Raw genomic sequence first — 17051 nt, forward strand, 5'->3', positions numbered from 1 at the left:
GGTGGGCCGACGGCGGGCCGGCTACGGCGCCGCCGGCGCGGGTTCGCGCTCCGCCCCCTCCGAGCCGGCCAGCAGGACGGACCGCTGGAGCCGCCGTAACCCGGCGGACGGTTCCATGCCCAACTCCCGCACCAAGGTGGCGCGCAGGCGCTGGTAGGCCGCCAGGGCCTCGCCCCGGCGGCCGGAGCGGTGCAGGGCGATCATGTACTGGCCGTGCAGGCTCTCGTGGGTGCGGTAGCGGTCGACCAGTACGGTCAGCTCCGCCAGCAGGGCCCGGTGCCGTCCCAGCCGCAGGTCGGCCTCGATCCGCTGGTCCAGCGCGCAGAGCCGGGCCTCTTCCAACCGCTGCGCCTCAACGGCGAGTTGGCCGCCCGCCGGGACGTCCGCGAAGGCCGGTCCGCGCCACAGCGCCAGCGCCTCGCCGAGCGTCCGGGCGGCCTGCGGATGGTCGCCCTCGCCCATCGCCCGGTGGCCCGCCCCGGCCAGCCGCTCGAACTCCCGCACGTCCAGCGTCCCGTTGCCGCTGTTCAGCAGGTAGCCGCCGGGCGAGGTCACCAGGACGTCCTTGGCGCAGGAGACCCCGGCGGGCGCAGCGGCCCGGGCGAGCGCCCGGTCGATCAGGTCACGCAGGTGCAGGACGTAGGTCTGCACGATGGTGCGCGCCGTGCGCGGCGGGCGGCCGGACCACAGCTCCTCGGCCAGCACCCCGGCCGGGACCACCTGGTCCGCTCGCACCGCCAGCAAGCCCAGCACCTGGCGGGGCTTGGGCGCCGTCGGCACCACCGACTCCCCGCACACCCGGACGTCCAGCGCCCCGAGCACCCTGATCTCCACGATGACCACCCCCATCACGCGGAACGCCACGGCCCCTCCGCCGCAGCGCCTCCGCCACAGCCGACCCCGAGTCGACACCCCTGGGTCAACCGTCCGTCCTCAGTGAAAAACAGCACGTGCGGTTTGTCAATACAAAACCGTACGCGCTGTTTTTTACGGAATCGAGCGCCGACCTTCACCGGGCGACCCACCACCGGGGCCCCGCGTCCGCACGTGATCACCCTCCGCGCCCACCCCCGGACAAACCGAAGGCGGCGCCGGCCCCCTGGGCCTCGCGCCGCCACCTGTACCCAACTCATCTGGCCTCGGGGCCCGTTGCCGCCCGTACCGCGCGGCCCGCCGGTCAGCCCACCCCGACCCCGTCCGCGACACCCGCCGTCTCCGACCCCGCCGACGATCCGTCAGCAGCACCCTCCGCCGCCCGGGCCGCCGCAACCTCGGCGACCACCTGCCCCCCGCGGTCCGGCCCCATCTGCAACGAGCCGAGCACCCCGGGCACCGCGACGCTCGGCATCAGGTGCTGGAACAGCCCGGACACCCGCAGTTCCAGGTCGGCCCGGCCGGAGAGCTTCTGCGACTGGATCTGAACACCCGTCCAGGCAGCGGTGATCAGCCAGGCGGTGTCGGCCGGGACGATGTGCGGCAGCAGTTCGCCCCGGTCGCCGGCGGCGACCAACAGCGCCTCCATCCGGCCGATCCAGCCGGGGATCGCACCGCCGCCGAAGTCGTCGGACACGTCCTGGCCGAGCGAGAGCCGGGCACCGGCGCTGAGCAGCGGATCGCGCGGCATCAGGTGCGCCACCACCATCCCGGTGTCCACGAACTCCTGGAGTTTGCAGCTCCGTTCCGGCACTCCGTCCTGGACGAACTGCTCCTCGACGACTCCCTGCGCGAGGTCCCGCTTCGAGGCGAAGTGGAAGTACACCGCACCGCGCGTCACACCCGCCCGGGAGACCACCTCCCCGATGGTCGCGCCCTCGTAGCCGAACTCGTCGAAGACCGACGCCGCGGCCTCCAGGATCAGCCGGCGCGTCCGGAGCGCCCGTTCCTGCCGTACCACCGCAACCACCCCGCCCTGAGCTCCGGGAAAACCAAACCAAACACCCCGTATCTTAGCTACGGGCGCCCAACGGGCGACAAGACGATGCCCACGAGGCAGCCGAATCGCCCTCTCTTCCCCCACCTGCCCGCACAGTTGCCGTCAACGGTCCGCCAGTTCCCGACTCGGCGATCAGGGGTCGCACCTCCCGATGGATCGGCCGAACAGTGCGACCGCCGCCTCGTAGTACTGCCAAGAAACCGAATGAACGGTTTCTTCCTCCGGACACCAGCTGCCAAAGCTCCGCTTCCGCGACTTCCACAACCAATCGGTTGAACAAGCAGGCGGGCAGGGGTAGCGTGGTTGTCAACCAATCGGTTGAGGAAGAACAGAGGTGCCACCGTGGCCGTCGACCAGCTCTCCCGGGCGTTCGTCGCCCTGGCCGATCCGACCCGGCGCGACATCGTCGCCCGGCTCTCGGTCCGGGACGCGACCGTCGGCGAGTTGGCGGAGTCCTATGCGATGTCCATGCAGGCCGTCTCCAAGCACCTCAAGGTGCTGGAGGAGGCCGGGCTGGTCAGCCGCAGCCGGGACGCCCAGCGGCGGCCGTGCCACCTGGAGCCGCAGGTGTTGGACTTGATGACGAGCTGGATCGAGCGCTACCGCCGCCGGGCCGAGGAACGCTTCCTCCGCCTGGACGCCGTCCTCGCGGCCATGGGCGACAGCGACGCCACCGACGAGAACGCCGCCACCGCCCCGACCCAGGATGCGACCCCGGACACCGGCACCCACTCCCGCACCGACCGCCTCACCGCACCCACCGCACCCACCACACCCACCGAAGGAGACCCGTCATGACCTCCACCACCGGCCGCGAGACCCGCATCGAGGCGGACCCGGCCCTGCCCACCATCCGGATCGTCCGCGAGTTCGACGCCCCCCAGGAGCGGGTCTTCCGGGCCTGGATCGAGCCCGGGCTGGTCGCGCAGTGGCTCGGCCCCGAGGACCTCGACCTGAAGATCGACGAGTGGGAGGCCCGCACCGGCGGCCACTACCGCTACTCCGTGCACCGCGAGGGCCAGGAGGTCGCCGCCTTCTACGGCTCCTTCCACGAAATCCGGCCGGCCACCCGACTCGTTCAGACCTTCACCTTCGAGGGCGTGCCGGACGGCGTCTCGCTGGACACCGCCGTCTTCGAGCCCGTCGGCGAGGGCCTCACCCGGGTCACCGTCCTGTCGGTGGTCGACAACCTGGTGGCCCGGGACGCGATCCTGGCCAGCGGAATGGAGCGCGGCGTGACCGAGGGCTACCGGAAGCTGGACGCCCTGCTCGCCGCCGCCTCCTCCTGAGCACCCGGGTCCGTCAGGGCAGCACGGCCACCGCCTCCACCTCCACCAGCTGGTCCGTGTAGCCGAGCACCGAGACGCCGAGCAGCGTGCTGGGGGCGTCGTGCTCCCCCAGGTACTCCCGGTACACGTTCCATACCTTCACCAAGTCCGCCTGGTTGCCGGAGGCCACGTACACGGTGGTCCGCGCGATGTCCGTGAGCCCAGCGCCCGCGTCCTCCAGCACGGTTATCAGATTGCGCATCACCTGGTGGGCCTGGCCCTCGTAGTCGCCGACCGCGACCGTACGGCCCTCCTCGTCCAACGGGCAGGCCCCGGCGAGCCAGAGCGAGCGGACCGGGGCGTCGACCACCGCCGCGTAGGCGTAGTCGACGGCCTGGGTCAGGCGGGTGTTGCGGACCAGCTTGACCGCGCTGTTCATGGGGCCTCCGAGGGGATCGCGACCGAACGTTCGCGCTCATCGTTGGCCTCGGACGAACGGGCGTCAAACCGATTTCGGGCGAAACCCCTTCCGTACCAAGGCCCGTGTGCCCACGATTCACCGTTGTGGGTGATGGCGGACGACACCCCCAGACGTCGATCCTGGTGCCGACCCACGCCGGCACCCCGATCGACCACCGTCGGCCGCGACCGGCCACCCCCAGCCAGGAGGAGTCGACCGATGGAGCCCCAACCCCCCGAGCACGACCGGGTGTCCGGCGTCCGACGCCGCCGGGTGCTCGGCCTCGCCCTCGGCGCCGGCCTCACCCCGGCCCTCGCCGCAGCGTCCCAACCCGCCCACGCCGCACCGCCGTCCGACGCCCGCACCGACCCGGCACCCACCGACCCCGTCGGCACCGAACCCGCCGCCGCCCTCGGCCGGCGGGTCGTCACGGTGGCCGAGACCCAACTCGGCCTCCCGTACGCCTGGGGCGGCGGCGACCGGCTGGGCCCGGGCCTCGGCTTCTGCGACGGCGAGAACGGCTACCTGAACGGCGTGTGCATGGGCGAGAGCACGGTCGGCTTCGACTGCAGCGGGCTGTCCCTGTACTGCTGGTACCGCGCCAGCCACGGCACCATCGAGCTCGCGCACTACACCGTGGCCCAGTTCAACCGCAGCGCCCCGGTCGACCGTGACGCCCTGGGCCCCGGCGACCTGCTGTTCTTCTCCCGCCCCGACGCCCCGCTGCACCACGTCGGCATCTACACGGGCGACGGCGCGATGATCCACGCCGAGCGGACCGGCACCCTGATCGCCCGGGTCGAGCACGTGCTCGACATCCCGCGCTGGGCGAACGAGTTCGCCGGCGCCCGCCGCCCCGGAGCGGTGCCCACGTAGCCCGTCCGGTGGATCACGCGGGGGCGTGTCACTCCGGCATCCCCTGCTCCACCCGCAGCAGCAGGTCGTGCAGCACCCGGCGCTCCGCCGGGTCGAGCGGGGCCAGCACCTCGTCCTGCACCGCCCGGGCCCGCGCCTCCAGCTCGGCGAGCAGCGCCCGCCCGTCGGCGGTGACCGACACCGAGACCCGCCGGCGGTCCGCCTGGTCCCGGCTGCGCTCGACGTACCCGGCCGCGCCGAGCTGGTCGGCGACCTTGGCGAGGTCGCTCGGGTCGATGCCCAGCCGCCGGACCAGGTCCCGCTGCGCCTGCGGACCGAAGTCGACGAGGGCCGCCAGCACGGCCATGTCCCAGAGCCGCAGGCCGCGTTCGGCCAGTTGCCCGGCGAGTCGCGCCCGCGCGGTGCGACCGGTCCGGGCGAGCAGGAAGGTGCTGAGGCCCAGCAGTGTCGGCGGCAGCGCGTCGGGCGGGGCGGGGTTCTCGGAGGCCATGGCGACATTCTAGGGTCGATCCCTATAGTGGGTGTTGACCCACTGATTCAGATCCCCGCTGGAGCCCGACCGTGGACGCCCTCTACCCCCGCCTGCTCGTCACCCGCTTCGCCGAGACCTTCGGCTTCTACCGCGCCGTCCTCCCCGCTCTCACCGGCGCCACCCTGGTCAAGGGCACGCCCGAGGGCCCGTACGCCAACTGGGACGTCGACGGGCAGGCCGTCCTGGTGCTGTTCGACCGCGCCGCGATGTCCGCCACGCTGGGCACCACCGGGCTGCCGGCCCGCCCGGCCACCCCCACCCAGGACACCGCGATGCTGGTCCTCCGGGTCGGCGACGTGGACGAAGCCCTCGCCCTCTGCCTCCGGCACGGCGGCGTCCTCGCCGTCCCGGCCACCGACCGCCCCGAGTGGGGTCCCGGCCTGCGCAGCGCCCACCTGCGCGACCCCGACGGCCACCTGATCGAGCTGCAGTCCTACTGACCGTGACCGCCGGGGCGCGCTCCCGGCGGTCGACGACGCCCGGGGCGTTCAGCGGTGGAAGACCTGCAGTTCGCGGACCGCGTCGTTGAAGTTGGCGCCCAGCTGGGCCGCCGGGAGGTCCGTGGTCTTCTCCACGCCGAGGGTCGACCAGAGGTGGACGGCGTTGCAGTTGTTGTAGCCCTTCATCGAGGAGACGCTCAACGCCACGGTGATGTAGTTGACCAGGTGGTAGCCGGTGCCGTCGCAACCGCCGGCGTCACCGTAGAAGGAGTAGATGACGCCGCCCTGGTAGTCGATGTCCTTGAACTCCTCCAGCAGCAGCGTCCGGTCGGCCGGCTGGTCGGCACCGCGGGTGAGGGTCCGGCCGTCGGCCAGGGCGAGCGCGTCGGCGCGGGAGTCCGGCGAGCAGGCCCGGCCGAGCACCGGCGACGCGCCGTCGGCGCCGGGCAGGTGGCCGAGGACGGCCGCGCAGTACTGGACCTCGGGGACGGGCAGCGGGCGGAGCCCGGCCGAGCTCGCCGGGGCGGCGGCCACCGCCCCGGCGAGGGTCAGGCAGGCGGCGAGGGCGGGAGCGACGAAGCTGCGCGGTCTGCGCACGGTTACCTCCGGAAGGGTGGGGACAGCGGCGGCGGGGGACTCGGCCGCCCCGCCCATTCGACGGGCGGCCCTCGCCGCCGGCCCCGCCGACACACCGCGCAGCGCACTAGTCGTACGTATGCTCCCGGTTCACTCGGCCGGGGCGTCCCGCCACAGCTCGGCGCTACAGTCCGCGACCAGCGCGCCGATCCGCGCCCAGGCCTCCTCCGCCGCCATCGGCTCCAGCCGGCGGCCGTCCCGCAGCCGCAGCGCGACCCGGCCGTCCGCGGCCTCCCTGGCGCCGATCACCGCCTGGTAGGGCACCAGCCGGGCCTCCCGGATCCGGGCGCCCAGGCTGCCGTGCTCCGGTCCGGCGACCTCGGCCCGCAGCCCGAGGTCCAGGCAGCGCTGCCGCAGCCGCTCGGCCTGCGGCAGCTCGGCGTCGGAGATCGGCAGCAGCACCACCTGGGCCGGTGCCAGCCAGGCCGGGAACGCACCGCCGTACAGCTCGATCAGGTGGGCGACCACCCGTTCGACGCTGCCGATCACGCTGCGGTGCACCATCACCGGGCGGTGCTTGGCGCCGTCCGCGCCGATGTAGTGCAGGTTGAAGCGCTCGGGCTGGTGGAAGTCGATCTGGACGGTGGAGAGGGTGAACTCGCGCCCGGCGCCGTCGGCGATCTGCACGTCGATCTTGGGCCCGTAGAACGCGGCCTCGCCCTCCGCCGCCTCGAACGGCACCCCGGAGCGCTCCAGTACGTCGGTCAGCAGCGCGGTGGCCCGCCGCCACAGCTGCGGGTCGGCCACGTACTTGCCGCCCTCGCCGGGCAGCGACAGCCGGTAACGGACCGGCACGATGCCGAGCGACCGGTGCGCCTCACGGATCAGCTCCAGGGCGGCGACGGCCTCGTCGGCGGCCTGCTCCGGGGTGCAGAAGACGTGCGCGTCGTTCAGCTGGATCGCCCGGACCCTGGTCAGCCCGCCGAGCACGCCGGACAGCTCGGAGCGGTACATGCCGCCCAACTCGGCCATCCGCAAAGGGAGTTCCCGGTAGCTGTGCGGACGGGAGCGGAAGATCAGCGCGTGGTGCGGGCACAGGCTCGGGCGCAGCACCATCTCCTCCGAGCCGAGTTGCATGGGTGGGAACATGTCCTCGCGGTAGTGGTCCCAGTGGCCGGAGATCTCGTACAGCTCGCGCTTGCCGAGCACCGGCGAGTAGACGTGGCGGTAGCCCGCCCGGCGCTCGCGGCCGCGGATGAACTCCTCCAGGGTGTGCCGGATCGCCGCGCCGTCGGGCAGCCAGTACGGCAGGCCGGAGCCCATCAGCGGGTCGGTGTCGAAGAGGTCGAGTTCGCGGCCGAGCTTGCGGTGGTCGTGCACGGGTCGGTCGTGCGCGGGGGCGGGGGCGGGGCGGTCGTTCACGAGGCGGTCGTTCATGGGGGTGGTCTCCACTCGGGATCCGCGGGCGAGTGGGGACGGGAACGACGAAGCCCCGGGGCACTCGCCCCGGGGCTTCGGACTAGGTCAGCAGTCAGCGCGCCGGGACTCTTTCCGGCGTCGTCGTGGCGAGTGCAGCGCGCTTCATGCCTTCCACGGTAGCAGCACCCGGACCTTGGCGTTGATCTTTATGGGAGAGCTCACATCAGCAGGGCGCAGCCGCGCTCGGCGAGCGCCTCCCGCACGCGGTCCGACACCTGGACGTCGTTCCACCGCAGGTCGAGCTTCTCCAGCGCGGGCAGTGCGGCCGGGTCGGCCAGCCAGTCCGGCAGTCCGGTGATCCCGTTGCTGCGCAGGTCGATCCGGCGCAGCCGCGGCAGCCCGGCCAGGACGGCGGGCAGCTCGGCGAGGGCGTTCTCCCGCAGTTCCAGCTCGCGCAGTTCGGAGAGCAGCCCGAAGGAGGCCGGGAGGGCGGTCAACTCGTTCCCGCGCAGCCAGAGTTCACGCAACTCGCCGAGGGCGCCGATGGACTCGGGCAGGACGCCGAGCCGGTTGTGCTGGGCCCGCAGTTCGACCAGTTCGGTCATCTTGCCGATGGCGAACGGAAGTTCGGTGAGCCGGTTCTCGCCGACGTTGAGGTAGCGGAGTTCGGTGAGCTTCCCGATGTCGTCCGGCAGGACGGTCAGCTGGTTGTCGTGCAGGTAGAGGAAGTCCCGCAACCAGGTGAGCCGGGTCAGCTCGGCGGGCACCTCGGTGAACAGGTTGTGGCCGAGGTCGAGGGTGCGCAGCCGCATCAACCGGCTGATGCCGGGCGGGATTTCGGAGAGCGCGCCTTCGGCGAGGATGAGCACGGTCAGGTCGTTGCGGTCCCACACCGAGCTGAGCACCTCGGCGGCCACCGGGCCGAGCGGCTGCCGCCAGAGGTTGAGCGTCATGTCTGTCACGTCCACCATTGTCCGCCTCGCCAGAGCGGGGCCGGACAGGCCTACCGGGGAGCCGTGGGGTGGAACAGCCCGTCGACGACGCGGTGCAGCAGGTCCTCCGGGAACTCGGCGAGGTCGCCGCGGGCCTCCTCGGTGAGGCGCATGGCGGTGGCGCCCTCGTGCAGGATGACGAGCAACCGGGCGAGGTCGCGCGGGCTGATCTCCGGGGCGTGGTCGGTGGCCTCCCCGATCAGCTCGACCAGTCCGTCGATCAGCCGGGCCTCGTGCTCGGCGAGGCTGCGGGCGACCTCCGGGTGCCGGGCGGCGTGCAGGGTGAACTCCATCGAGAGCAGGAACCAGCCCTCGTCCACCCGCCGCCGGTCGGCCAGTTCGCGCAGCAGCCGGGACGGCACATCCTGGGCGGCGGCGCTACCGGAAGCGGCGGCGGCAGTGGCGCTGTCAAAAGCGGCAGTGGCAGCGGCGGCGGTGAAGGCGCTGCGCAGGTCGGCGAGCAGCCGGTCGATCTGCTGGTCGTAGAGGGCGAGGAACAGCTGTTCCTTGTCCTGGTAGTTGGAGTAGAAGGCGCCCCGGGTCAGCCCGGCGCGGGCGACGATGTCACGGATCGAGGTGGCGTGGAAGCCGTGCTCGGTGAACAGGGCGAGGGCGCTGTCGTTCAGGGCGGCGACGGTCAGCGGGCGCCGCTTCGTGGGTGACTTGGGCACGAACTGCGGTCCTCGGGTCTCGTTCTTCGCTCGGCGGTGCCGACGGCGGCCCCGGACCCAGTCTACGGGTGGACCGGGGCCGCCCGCCCCGCCGGAGAGCCCTCAGGCGGCCGCGGCGCCCTCCCGGTCCCTGTCCCCGGCCCCGTCCCCGTCCCCAGCCCCGCCCGTGTCCCCGGCCTCGTACTCGTAGAAGCCGCGCCCGGCCTTGACGCCGAGTCGGCCGGACCCGACGTACTCCGCCAGCAGGGTGCGCGGTCCGTCCGGCAGGCCCGGGCGTTCGGCCGCGTAGTGCTGCTCGATGTCCAGCACCACGTCCAGGCCCACCTGGTCCATCGCGCGGAACGGGCCGCCGCGCAGGCCGGTGTTGACGGACCACATGGCGTCCACCTCCTCGGCGGTGGCCACGCCCTCGGCGACCACGGCGAGCGACTCGCGCTTGATGGCCGCCCAGATGCGGTTGAAGATGAAGCCGGTGCTCTCCCGGCGCGCCTCGAACGGGAACACGCCGTGCCGCGGCAGTTCCGCCAACAGCAGGTCGATGACCGCCCGGCTGGTGCGGCCGCTGGACATCACGTCCACCGCGTTCTGGGTCGGCGGCATGTAGAAGTGGATGTTGACCAGCCGCTCGGGCTCGCGCACCCGGTCGACGAAGTGGCTGGTCGGGTAGGACGAGGAGTTGCTGCCCAGGATCGCGTCCGGGTCGGCGTGCCGGTCCAGGTCGGCGAAGACCCGCTGCTTGAGCTCGGGGCGCTCCGGAACCGCCTCGATCACCAGCCAGGCGCCGCGCAGCGCCTCGGCGAGGTCCCCGGTGACGGCGACGGTGCCCGGCCCTCCCGCACCGACGCCGGCGGCGACGGCGGGCAGCTGCTCGGCCACGTAGGCGCCGGCGGCCGCGAGCTGCTCGGCCGAGGGGTCGTAGATCCGCACCTCGCCGCCGTCGGTGGCGAACATCAGGGCGATGCGGCGCCCGAGGGTGCCGGCTCCGACGACGGCGACGGGGCGACCGGTGGGGTCGGGAGTGGTGAACGACATCAAGATCACTTCCTTGGCTGTACTGCGCTCCGAGGGGCCCGGGCCTGCGCCGTGTGGTTCGCGCTTGCCTCACCGCCACCATCGGATGCATGGTGTATCCGATACACATGGTATCCGTTTGAGCGGGCAGCACAACCCCGCCCCGCACAACCCGCACCCCCGAGGAGCCCCCGATGCGTTCCGACCAGGTCGTCCGCCACGCCACCACCCCGCTCACCGCCCCCGTCTACCCGCTGCGCACCACCCGCTTCACCGACCGCGAGTACCTGAACGTCGTCTACCGGACCGACCCGGAGGCCCTGCGCGCGGTCGTCCCCGAACCGCTGGAGATCGACGAGCCGCTGGTGCGCTTCGAGATCATGAAGATGGGCGAGGTCGACGGCTACGGCCCGTACGTCGAGGCCGGGCAGGTCGTCCCCGTACGCCACGGCGACGAGCACGGTGAGTACCTGCACGCGATGTACCTGGACAACTTCGCCGCCACCGCGGCCGGCCGGGAACTGAGCGCCTACCCCAAGGTGATGGGCTCGCCACGCCTGTTCACCGAGGCCGGGGCGCTGGTCGGCACCCTGGACTACGCCAGCCAGCGGGTCGCCACCGCGACCATGGCCTACAAGTGGCGGCCGCTGGATCGGGAGGAGGCCCGCGCCCAGATCGGCGTGCCGACCTTCGCGGTCAAGGTGGTCCCCGACTACACCGGCGGCCTGCGGGTCTGCGACCTGGTCCGAACCCGGATCACCGACCTCACGGTCAAGGAGGCCTGGACCGGCCCCGCCCGCCTCCAGCTCAACGCCCACGTCATGGCACCCCTGGCCGACCTGCCGGTGCTGGAGGTGGTCTCCGCGAGCCACGTCCTCACCGACCTGACCCTCTCCCCCGTCACCCCGGTGCACGACTACCTCGCGGAGCGGCGCCGCCCCGCCTGATGCCACCGGCGACGCCGGGCCGGTCGGACCGGTCGGACCGGTCGGACCGGTCGGACCGGTTGCTCCCGCAACGCCGCGGCCGGGCGCAGAAGTTGGGAGTCCCCGTTTGCACCCCGCCGGTCCGGGCACTGGCCTACGATGCCGACTGCCGGCGCTTCCGGCGTCCAGGGGGAGGGTGCGTGCCCGCGATCCACGAGCAGTACTCGGAGGAACTCCGCGCGGAGTTCGACTACCTGTCCAGCTGGCTGCCCAACACCCATCTCGAACTCGGCGACGTCGGCCGCCTGCACCGGGACCGGTTCGAGCGCCTGACCTCGCTCGCCGACCTGGGCATCGGGTTCGCGGTGCGGGAGCGCGAGCGGGGCGTGGACCTGGACTACAGCTCGGCCGCCGAGGTCGCCGTCTCGACGGACGTCGACGGCGGACCGCTCGCCCGCGTCGCGGTGTCGTTCAGCCGCCGGCACGGCATCGTCTTCCAGGCGCGGTCGTGCCGGATCAGCGAGATCGCCGACCGCGAGGCGCTCGGCCGACGCGTGCTCGACCTGGCGGCGGCCGGGCGGTGGCCGGCCGCCCAGGTCGTGGTGACCGAGGTGGTGGCCACCGGCCCCGCCGTGATCCTCGTCTCCCAGCAGCAGGGCGCCAGCGTCGACCTCGCCGCCTCCGCGGAGGCGCTCTCGGGGACGATCCCGCTCGCCTCCGCGTCCGCCGGGCTGAGCATCGTCGGGTCCAAGGGCGTCGGCGTGAAGGTGATCGCCCCGGACGGCCTCACGCCGCTGTTCCGCGTCTCCGGCGTACGCCCCCGGCTGTTCGGCCGCAAGGAGTTCGGCGGCCGAGGCCCGGCGGGGAGCACCGTCGGCGGGCCGGCGGAGGGCAGGACGGCGGAGGGCAGGACGGCCGAGGGCAGGACGGCAGAGAGCAGGACGGCCGAGAGCCATGTGTTCGCGGAACTCACCTACGAGGACGTCGGAGCATGAGATGACCGGACACCTCTGGTTCGAGCTCGAAGCAGCCGTCGACGCCGGGGACTCCGCGCTGCTGGACCGGCTCTGCCGGCTCCACGGGGACCGGCTGCGCGCCGACTTCCCCGCCCGGTTCACCGTACCGGCAGAACTCCGCCACGACCCGGCCGCGGTGCAGCGGTACGGCCGGGCCTCGTTCGCGGTCGCCGAGCGCCTGGGCGTCCCGCTGCCCGGCGTCGCCGTGTCGCAGACCCTCGACCGGGCCCTCGCCCGGTGCGGGGAACTCTCCCGGCAGGGCGGGCACGAGCAGGCACTCGCCCTGCTGACCGGGCTCCTCGCCAGCGGGGAGGCCCTGTCCCGGCCGCCCGAGGTGGGACAGGCCACCTGCTACGAGTGGATGGGCGGACTGGCCCGCCAACTGTCCCGGCACCAGGAGGCCTGGCAGTACACCAGCACGGCCCAGGAGTTGTGCCACCGGATGCAGGACGCCGAGGGCTGCCTGCGCCACCTCGCCACGATGCACGGCATCGCCGAGGAGACGGGCGCGCACCCCGACGCGCTCGCCGTCGCCGGCATGGCCGTGCACCACGTCCAGGAGCACGGACCGGTCACCCTGCTGCCGCCCTGGCTCGCCGCCTACACCGAATCCCTGCGCCGCGCGGAGGGCCCCGGCCAGGTGGGAGAGGCCGCGAAGGCAACGGAACGCTATGCCCGGGAGATCCTCGGCTCGAATCCGGCCGAGCTCTCCAGGACGCTCAACCAACTCGCCGTCACCCTGCACAAGGCGGGGTACGACGCGGCGGCGAGGGCTCTGCTGGAGGAAGCGGTCGAGCTCCGGCGCCGAGGGGCCTGAGCGGTGCGGTCGAGAGGCACGGTGTGACCCGCGGATGCCGGACATCGACCTGGGGATCATCATCGCCAACCTGGGCAAGCTGTTGGCCCTCGACGGCGATCCGCGCGCCGAGGCCGTCCTGACCGAAGCCGTCGAACTCCTCACCGCGGCCGGCCCCGAGGCCGCCGCACACCTCGCCGAGGCGCGCGGCAACCTCGCCGCCTACCACCAGCTCCACGGCGACCCCGCCGTCGCCCGGTCGATCTACCGGGAACTGCGGGATGCGGCGGCAGGCATGGCGCCCTCCGCCGCCGTGTTGCGCAACTTCGCGGCCCTGGAACAGGAGGAGGGGCGGTCCCCGAGCCGCCGGATGCTCCTCGAACTCGCGCACGACGCCCGGCCGCAGGCCGGTGGAGAACCGGACGACCCCGATGTCACCTTCCGCACGCTGATCGAACAGGCCTCCGAGGAGGACCGCCTGGGCAACCTCGCCCGGGCTCTCGAACTGGCTCTCCGGGCCGCCGATGTGGCCCGGGCCCGCCCCCGCCGGTCCCCGCTCAGGACGGCGGTGGCCCTGGTCGCCACCGCACGGTACGGCCTGGACGTCCCGGACGAGCACCTGGACGCGGCACTCACGGCGGCCGCCGACGACCCGGAGACCACACCGGAACTCCTGCGTTCGCTGCGGACCAGCATCGGGCAACGGTGCCGCCACCAAGGACGCCTCACCCGGGCGTTGGCGTACGCCCGGGCCGCCGCGGCGCACCTCGCCCCGGCGACGGCCACCGAGGAGCAGCTCAACACCTTCGACCTCCTCGCCCTGGTGCACCACGCCCTGGACGAGCGGGACCAGGCGGAACAGCTCTACCGCGCCGTGATCACCCGCCGGCGCGAACTGGCCGACCCCAACCGCGTGGCGATGACCGACTCACTGTTCAGCCTCGGGATGCTCTGCCTCGAAACCGGGCGGCTCGGCGAGGCCGCCGCCCTGGTGCGGGAGCAGCTCGACATCGAGGACGCCCACCTGGTCGAGGTCTTCGCTGCCTCCTCCGAGGTGCAGCGCCTGGCCTACGCACGGACCCTCCTCGGCAGACTGGACGCCTTCGTCGTCGTCCTGCTCGCCGCCACCGGCTTCGAGCCCGGCGCGGAGCTGCTGGAGCTCCTGGCGAACGCCGTCCTGCGGCGCAAGGCCGTCGTCGCGGAGGCCGTGGCCCGCGACCACGCGATGCTGTCCAACGGCCCCGAGCCCGGGATCGCGGCCGTCGCCACCGAACTCCGCACCGTTCGGCACGAGTTGCGGCGCCTGGCGCTCGACGACGAGCCCCTCCGGCCGCACCCGGACCGGCACGTCCACGACCTCCGGGCCCGGCAGGGCCGGCTGGAGATGCTCCTCGCCGACCGGCTCTCCCACCCCGGCCCCGGCACCGGCCCCAACCCCGACACCGACACCGACCTCGGCGGTACCCCGGCGGCCCTGCCGACCTGGCAGGCGGTGACCGCCGCCCTCCCGCCCGGTACCGCACTCGTCGAGTACTACCGCGCGGAGCTGGGCGACGAAGCCGCCGTACTGAGCCTGGTGTTCACCCCGGGCTCGCCGCCGCAGCTCTTCACCCACGGCACCGCTGACACCCTGGACCAGGGCGTCCGGCAGTGGCGTGAGTTCCTCCGACACCAGGACACCGGGGAACGGGCGCTGGGCCTGGAGCTCCACCGGGTGCTGATCCGGCGGATCGACGCCGCCTTGACCGGAGTCGACCGGCTGCTCATCTCGCCGGACGGGAGCCTCAACCTCCTTCCCTTCGCCGCCCTCCCCTCGCCCGACGGCAGCCGACTGCTCGACACGTTCGAGATCGGCTTCCTGACCACCGGCCGGGACCTGCTGCGCGGCCGGTACGGGCCGCGCCCGGCGCCGCCGGTCGTGTTCGCCGACATCGACTACGAGGCCGGCGGCACCGCCCTCGACGGAGGCCCGTTCGCACCGCTGCCGGAGACCGGGGCCGAGGGGCGGTGGATCGCCGACCACATCGGCGCCGAGCTGTACACCGGCCCGGACGCCTCGACATCCCGACTGCGCACGGCCCGGAGTCCGCTGGTCCTCCACCTGGCGACGCACGGCTACGCCCTGGCCGAGCCCCTGCGCCCGACCGGCGCCCGACGGCCGGACCCTGGCCCCGCGCCCAGCCCGCCGGGCGCCCCGCCTCCCGACCCGGCACGCACCCCCGACCCGGCGCACACCCCGGGCCCTGCCGTGGACCCGCTCCTCTGCACCGGCCTGGCCCTGGCGGGCGCGAACACCTTCCTCGCCGGACAAGAGCCGGCCGAGGGCCTGGGCCCCGGAGTCCTCACCGCCTCCGACGTCTACGACCTCGACCTGCTCGGCACCGAGTTGGTCGTGCTCTCCGCCTGTGTCACCGGCCTCGGCTCCTATCATCCGGGCGAGGGCGTGTTCGGCCTTCGCCGCACCTTCGAGATCGCCGGCGCCCGGTCCGTCCTGGTGAGCGTCTGGGACGTTCCCAGTGAGCCGACGGTGCAGCTGATGTGCGAGTTCTACCGCGCGCTGCGTCGCGGGGCCTCCAGGACCGCGGCGCTGCGCCGAGCCCAACAGGCCGTGCGGCGCCGCTTCCCGGAGCCCGTCGCATGGGCACCCTTCGCGCTCTTCGGCGACCCCGGGCCGCTTCCGTGGTGAGGGAGCGCAGCGGTCGACTCGGCAGCCGGGGCCGACTCAGCCGAGCTTCGGCCGGACCTCACCCCCGCCCTGGTGCTTGCCGCAGAAGGCCTCCTCCAGGAAGCCGCCCTGCGCGAGGAGCTGCTGCACCGCCTGCGCCTGGTCACCCCTGGACGTCACGGACATCGCGACCTGCCGATCCCCCTTGCTCCACAACTGGGAGGAGAACCCGGGCATCCCGCCGTCGTGCCCGTACACCGGCCCGCAGGACAGTTCCAGCCGGGCCAGCCCCAGACCGTACGACAGGGTCACGGGCACGTCGCCGGACTGCGCCGGGATGGTGGTCGTCATCTGCTGCATCAGCTCGGGCGACAGCAACCGCCCACCCAGCAAGGCACGGTGGAAGCGGTTCAGGTCGGACAGGGTGGATATCAGCTCGCCCGCGGAGTTCGCCCAGGTGACGCTCTCCACCGTGACGTCCCGGTCGCTGCGGTCCTCCGGGGCCGGGCCCTCGGCGAGCGTCCAGTAACCGTGGGCGTGCGGGCCCCGGATGTCGGTGGCCGTGCCGGGGAAGTACGTCGCAGTCATCCCGAGCGGCCGCAGGATGCGCGCGGTGATCTCCTGGGCATAGCTGCGGCCGGTCTCCCGTTCGATGATCATGCCGAGCAGGGTGTAGTTGACGTTGGAGTAGCTGAACCTGGCCCCCGGCGGGAAGTTGGGCGCGTGCGCCACCGAGGCGGCCACCACCTGGGCCGGGGTGATGCTGCGGGTCAGCCCGCCCTGGTCGAGCCAGTTCCGGATCTCGACCGGGTCCGTGGTGTGCGGGAACAGCCCGCCCGGCTCGTTGGTCGGATCCCACAGGCCGGAGCTGTGGTTGAGCAGCTGACGGACGGTGATCCGCCCGCCGTTCGGGACGAGCCCCGGCAGATGGCGCTCGACCGGGTCGTCCAGGCCGAGCCGGCCTTCCCCCACCAGTTGCAGCACGGTGGTGGCGGTGAAGGTCTTGGTGATGCTCCCGGCGCGGAACCGGCCGTCCACCCGCACCGGGGCGCCGGTCGCGAGGTCGGCGACGCCCGTACCCGCGCGCCAGACCCCGTTCTCGTCGCGGACCTCGGCGATGGCCGCGGCCGCGCCCGCGTCGGTCACCGCCCTCAGCGCCGCCGTCCGCGCCGCGTTCGCCGTCCGCGCGGCATTCTCGGCCGCGACGGCCGCGGGCGGCTCGGCGGCGCCCGCCGAAACCACCGGCCCGGCCAGCACCAGGCAGACCGCCGCCACCACCGTCAAGGAACCCGTACGACGTGCCATGCGACCCCCTCGTCCACGGCGGGCCCCGCCCGCCTCCGAGTCCACAGCCTCGCCGCTGACGTGATGATCCGTCATCCTCCACCGGGAGGAACCGGTCGTACTCCCACCAACGTAGACACTACGCCGAACGGAGGAGCCGACCGGCCCCTGCCCCTGCCCCTGCCC

The 17051-nt window shown here is 73.2% G+C and carries 18 protein-coding genes; 8 read left to right on the forward strand and 10 right to left on the reverse strand.

Annotated elements, in window-relative coordinates; genetic code table 11:
- Nucleotides 1-21: 21 nt before the first annotated feature.
- A complete protein-coding gene (locus tag ACFY2K_RS16685) occupies nt 22-834 on the reverse strand; it encodes a BTAD domain-containing putative transcriptional regulator (RefSeq protein WP_387712158.1) in 813 nt (270 codons plus the stop codon).
- A gap of 343 nt (nt 835-1177) precedes the next feature.
- The gene (locus tag ACFY2K_RS16690) at nt 1178-1894 is read right to left on the reverse strand and encodes a ScbR family autoregulator-binding transcription factor (RefSeq protein ID WP_380640858.1); all 717 of its coding nucleotides are present in this window, start codon (nt 1892-1894) and stop codon (nt 1178-1180) included.
- A 381-nt stretch (nt 1895-2275) separates the two neighbouring features.
- Between ACFY2K_RS16690 and ACFY2K_RS16695 the strand changes: the two genes are divergently transcribed.
- Complete coding sequence (locus ACFY2K_RS16695; protein ID WP_387711992.1) at nt 2276-2731, forward strand: ArsR/SmtB family transcription factor; 456 nt, start codon at nt 2276-2278, stop codon at nt 2729-2731.
- Nucleotides 2728-3222, forward strand: a complete 495-nt coding sequence (locus ACFY2K_RS16700; protein ID WP_387711995.1) for an SRPBCC family protein — start codon at nt 2728-2730, stop codon at nt 3220-3222. Before ACFY2K_RS16695 ends, ACFY2K_RS16700 begins: the two co-directional genes overlap by 4 nt.
- 13 nt (nt 3223-3235) lie before the next feature.
- Here ACFY2K_RS16700 and ACFY2K_RS16705 read toward each other — a convergent pair whose 3' ends face one another.
- Nucleotides 3236-3640 carry a RidA family protein gene (locus ACFY2K_RS16705; RefSeq protein WP_380524527.1) on the reverse strand — a complete coding sequence of 135 codons (405 nt, stop codon included), beginning with the start codon at nt 3638-3640 and terminating at the stop codon, nt 3236-3238.
- Nucleotides 3641-3880: 240 nt separating this feature from the next.
- Here ACFY2K_RS16705 and ACFY2K_RS16710 point away from each other — a divergent pair, with 240 nt between their 5' ends.
- Nucleotides 3881-4537, forward strand: coding sequence for a C40 family peptidase (locus ACFY2K_RS16710; RefSeq protein ID WP_387711998.1), 657 nt, complete (start codon nt 3881-3883; stop codon nt 4535-4537).
- A 28-nt stretch (nt 4538-4565) separates the two neighbouring features.
- Here ACFY2K_RS16710 and ACFY2K_RS16715 read toward each other — a convergent pair whose 3' ends face one another.
- Nucleotides 4566-5027: a MarR family winged helix-turn-helix transcriptional regulator gene (locus ACFY2K_RS16715; protein WP_380586354.1), complete on the reverse strand. Its 462-nt coding sequence runs from the start codon at nt 5025-5027 to the stop codon at nt 4566-4568.
- Between the two features lie 71 nt (nt 5028-5098).
- On the opposite strand from ACFY2K_RS16715, the gene ACFY2K_RS16720 reads away from it, so the two are divergent.
- Complete coding sequence (locus ACFY2K_RS16720; RefSeq protein ID WP_387712002.1) at nt 5099-5509, forward strand: VOC family protein; 411 nt, start codon at nt 5099-5101, stop codon at nt 5507-5509.
- A 48-nt stretch (nt 5510-5557) separates the two neighbouring features.
- Here the strand turns inward: ACFY2K_RS16720 and ACFY2K_RS16725 are convergent, their stop codons facing one another.
- The 5 genes from ACFY2K_RS16725 to ACFY2K_RS16745 all read right to left on the reverse strand — a co-directional run bounded on the left by ACFY2K_RS16725 (nt 5558) and on the right by ACFY2K_RS16745 (nt 10199).
- Nucleotides 5558-6106 carry a hypothetical protein gene (locus tag ACFY2K_RS16725; RefSeq protein ID WP_387712004.1) on the reverse strand — a complete coding sequence of 183 codons (549 nt, stop codon included), beginning with the start codon at nt 6104-6106 and terminating at the stop codon, nt 5558-5560.
- Between the two features lie 129 nt (nt 6107-6235).
- Nucleotides 6236-7465, reverse strand: a complete 1230-nt coding sequence (gene thrS, locus ACFY2K_RS16730) for a threonine--tRNA ligase (RefSeq protein WP_387712161.1) — start codon at nt 7463-7465, stop codon at nt 6236-6238.
- Nucleotides 7466-7722: 257 nt separating this feature from the next.
- Nucleotides 7723-8457 carry a leucine-rich repeat domain-containing protein gene (locus ACFY2K_RS16735; protein WP_387712163.1) on the reverse strand — a complete coding sequence of 245 codons (735 nt, stop codon included), beginning with the start codon at nt 8455-8457 and terminating at the stop codon, nt 7723-7725.
- Nucleotides 8458-8507: 50 nt separating this feature from the next.
- Nucleotides 8508-9167 carry a TetR/AcrR family transcriptional regulator gene (locus ACFY2K_RS16740; RefSeq protein WP_380524521.1) on the reverse strand — a complete coding sequence of 220 codons (660 nt, stop codon included), beginning with the start codon at nt 9165-9167 and terminating at the stop codon, nt 8508-8510.
- A 102-nt stretch (nt 9168-9269) separates the two neighbouring features.
- On the reverse strand, nt 9270-10199 hold the full coding sequence (locus tag ACFY2K_RS16745; RefSeq protein ID WP_387712007.1) for a 3-hydroxyacyl-CoA dehydrogenase family protein: 930 nt from the start codon (nt 10197-10199) through the stop codon (nt 9270-9272).
- Between the two features lie 173 nt (nt 10200-10372).
- On the opposite strand from ACFY2K_RS16745, the gene ACFY2K_RS16750 reads away from it, so the two are divergent.
- The 4 genes from ACFY2K_RS16750 to ACFY2K_RS16765 all read left to right on the forward strand — a co-directional run bounded on the left by ACFY2K_RS16750 (nt 10373) and on the right by ACFY2K_RS16765 (nt 15602).
- The gene (locus ACFY2K_RS16750; RefSeq protein ID WP_387712010.1) at nt 10373-11125 is read left to right on the forward strand and encodes an acetoacetate decarboxylase; all 753 of its coding nucleotides are present in this window, start codon (nt 10373-10375) and stop codon (nt 11123-11125) included.
- Between the two features lie 179 nt (nt 11126-11304).
- Nucleotides 11305-12099, forward strand: a complete 795-nt coding sequence (locus ACFY2K_RS16755; RefSeq protein WP_380524518.1) for a hypothetical protein — start codon at nt 11305-11307, stop codon at nt 12097-12099.
- 1 nt (nt 12100) lies between these two features.
- Nucleotides 12101-12937, forward strand: coding sequence for a hypothetical protein (locus ACFY2K_RS16760; protein ID WP_387712013.1), 837 nt, complete (start codon nt 12101-12103; stop codon nt 12935-12937).
- Nucleotides 12938-12971: 34 nt separating this feature from the next.
- Nucleotides 12972-15602 carry a CHAT domain-containing protein gene (locus ACFY2K_RS16765; protein ID WP_387712016.1) on the forward strand — a complete coding sequence of 877 codons (2631 nt, stop codon included), beginning with the start codon at nt 12972-12974 and terminating at the stop codon, nt 15600-15602.
- Nucleotides 15603-15638: 36 nt separating this feature from the next.
- Here ACFY2K_RS16765 and ACFY2K_RS16770 read toward each other — a convergent pair whose 3' ends face one another.
- Nucleotides 15639-16886, reverse strand: a complete 1248-nt coding sequence (locus ACFY2K_RS16770) for a serine hydrolase domain-containing protein (RefSeq protein ID WP_387712018.1) — start codon at nt 16884-16886, stop codon at nt 15639-15641.
- Nucleotides 16887-17051 lie beyond the last annotated feature (165 nt).

Source organism: Kitasatospora sp. NPDC001309 (genome assembly GCF_042896295.1).
Taxonomy (GTDB): Bacteria; Actinomycetota; Actinomycetes; order Streptomycetales; family Streptomycetaceae; genus Kitasatospora.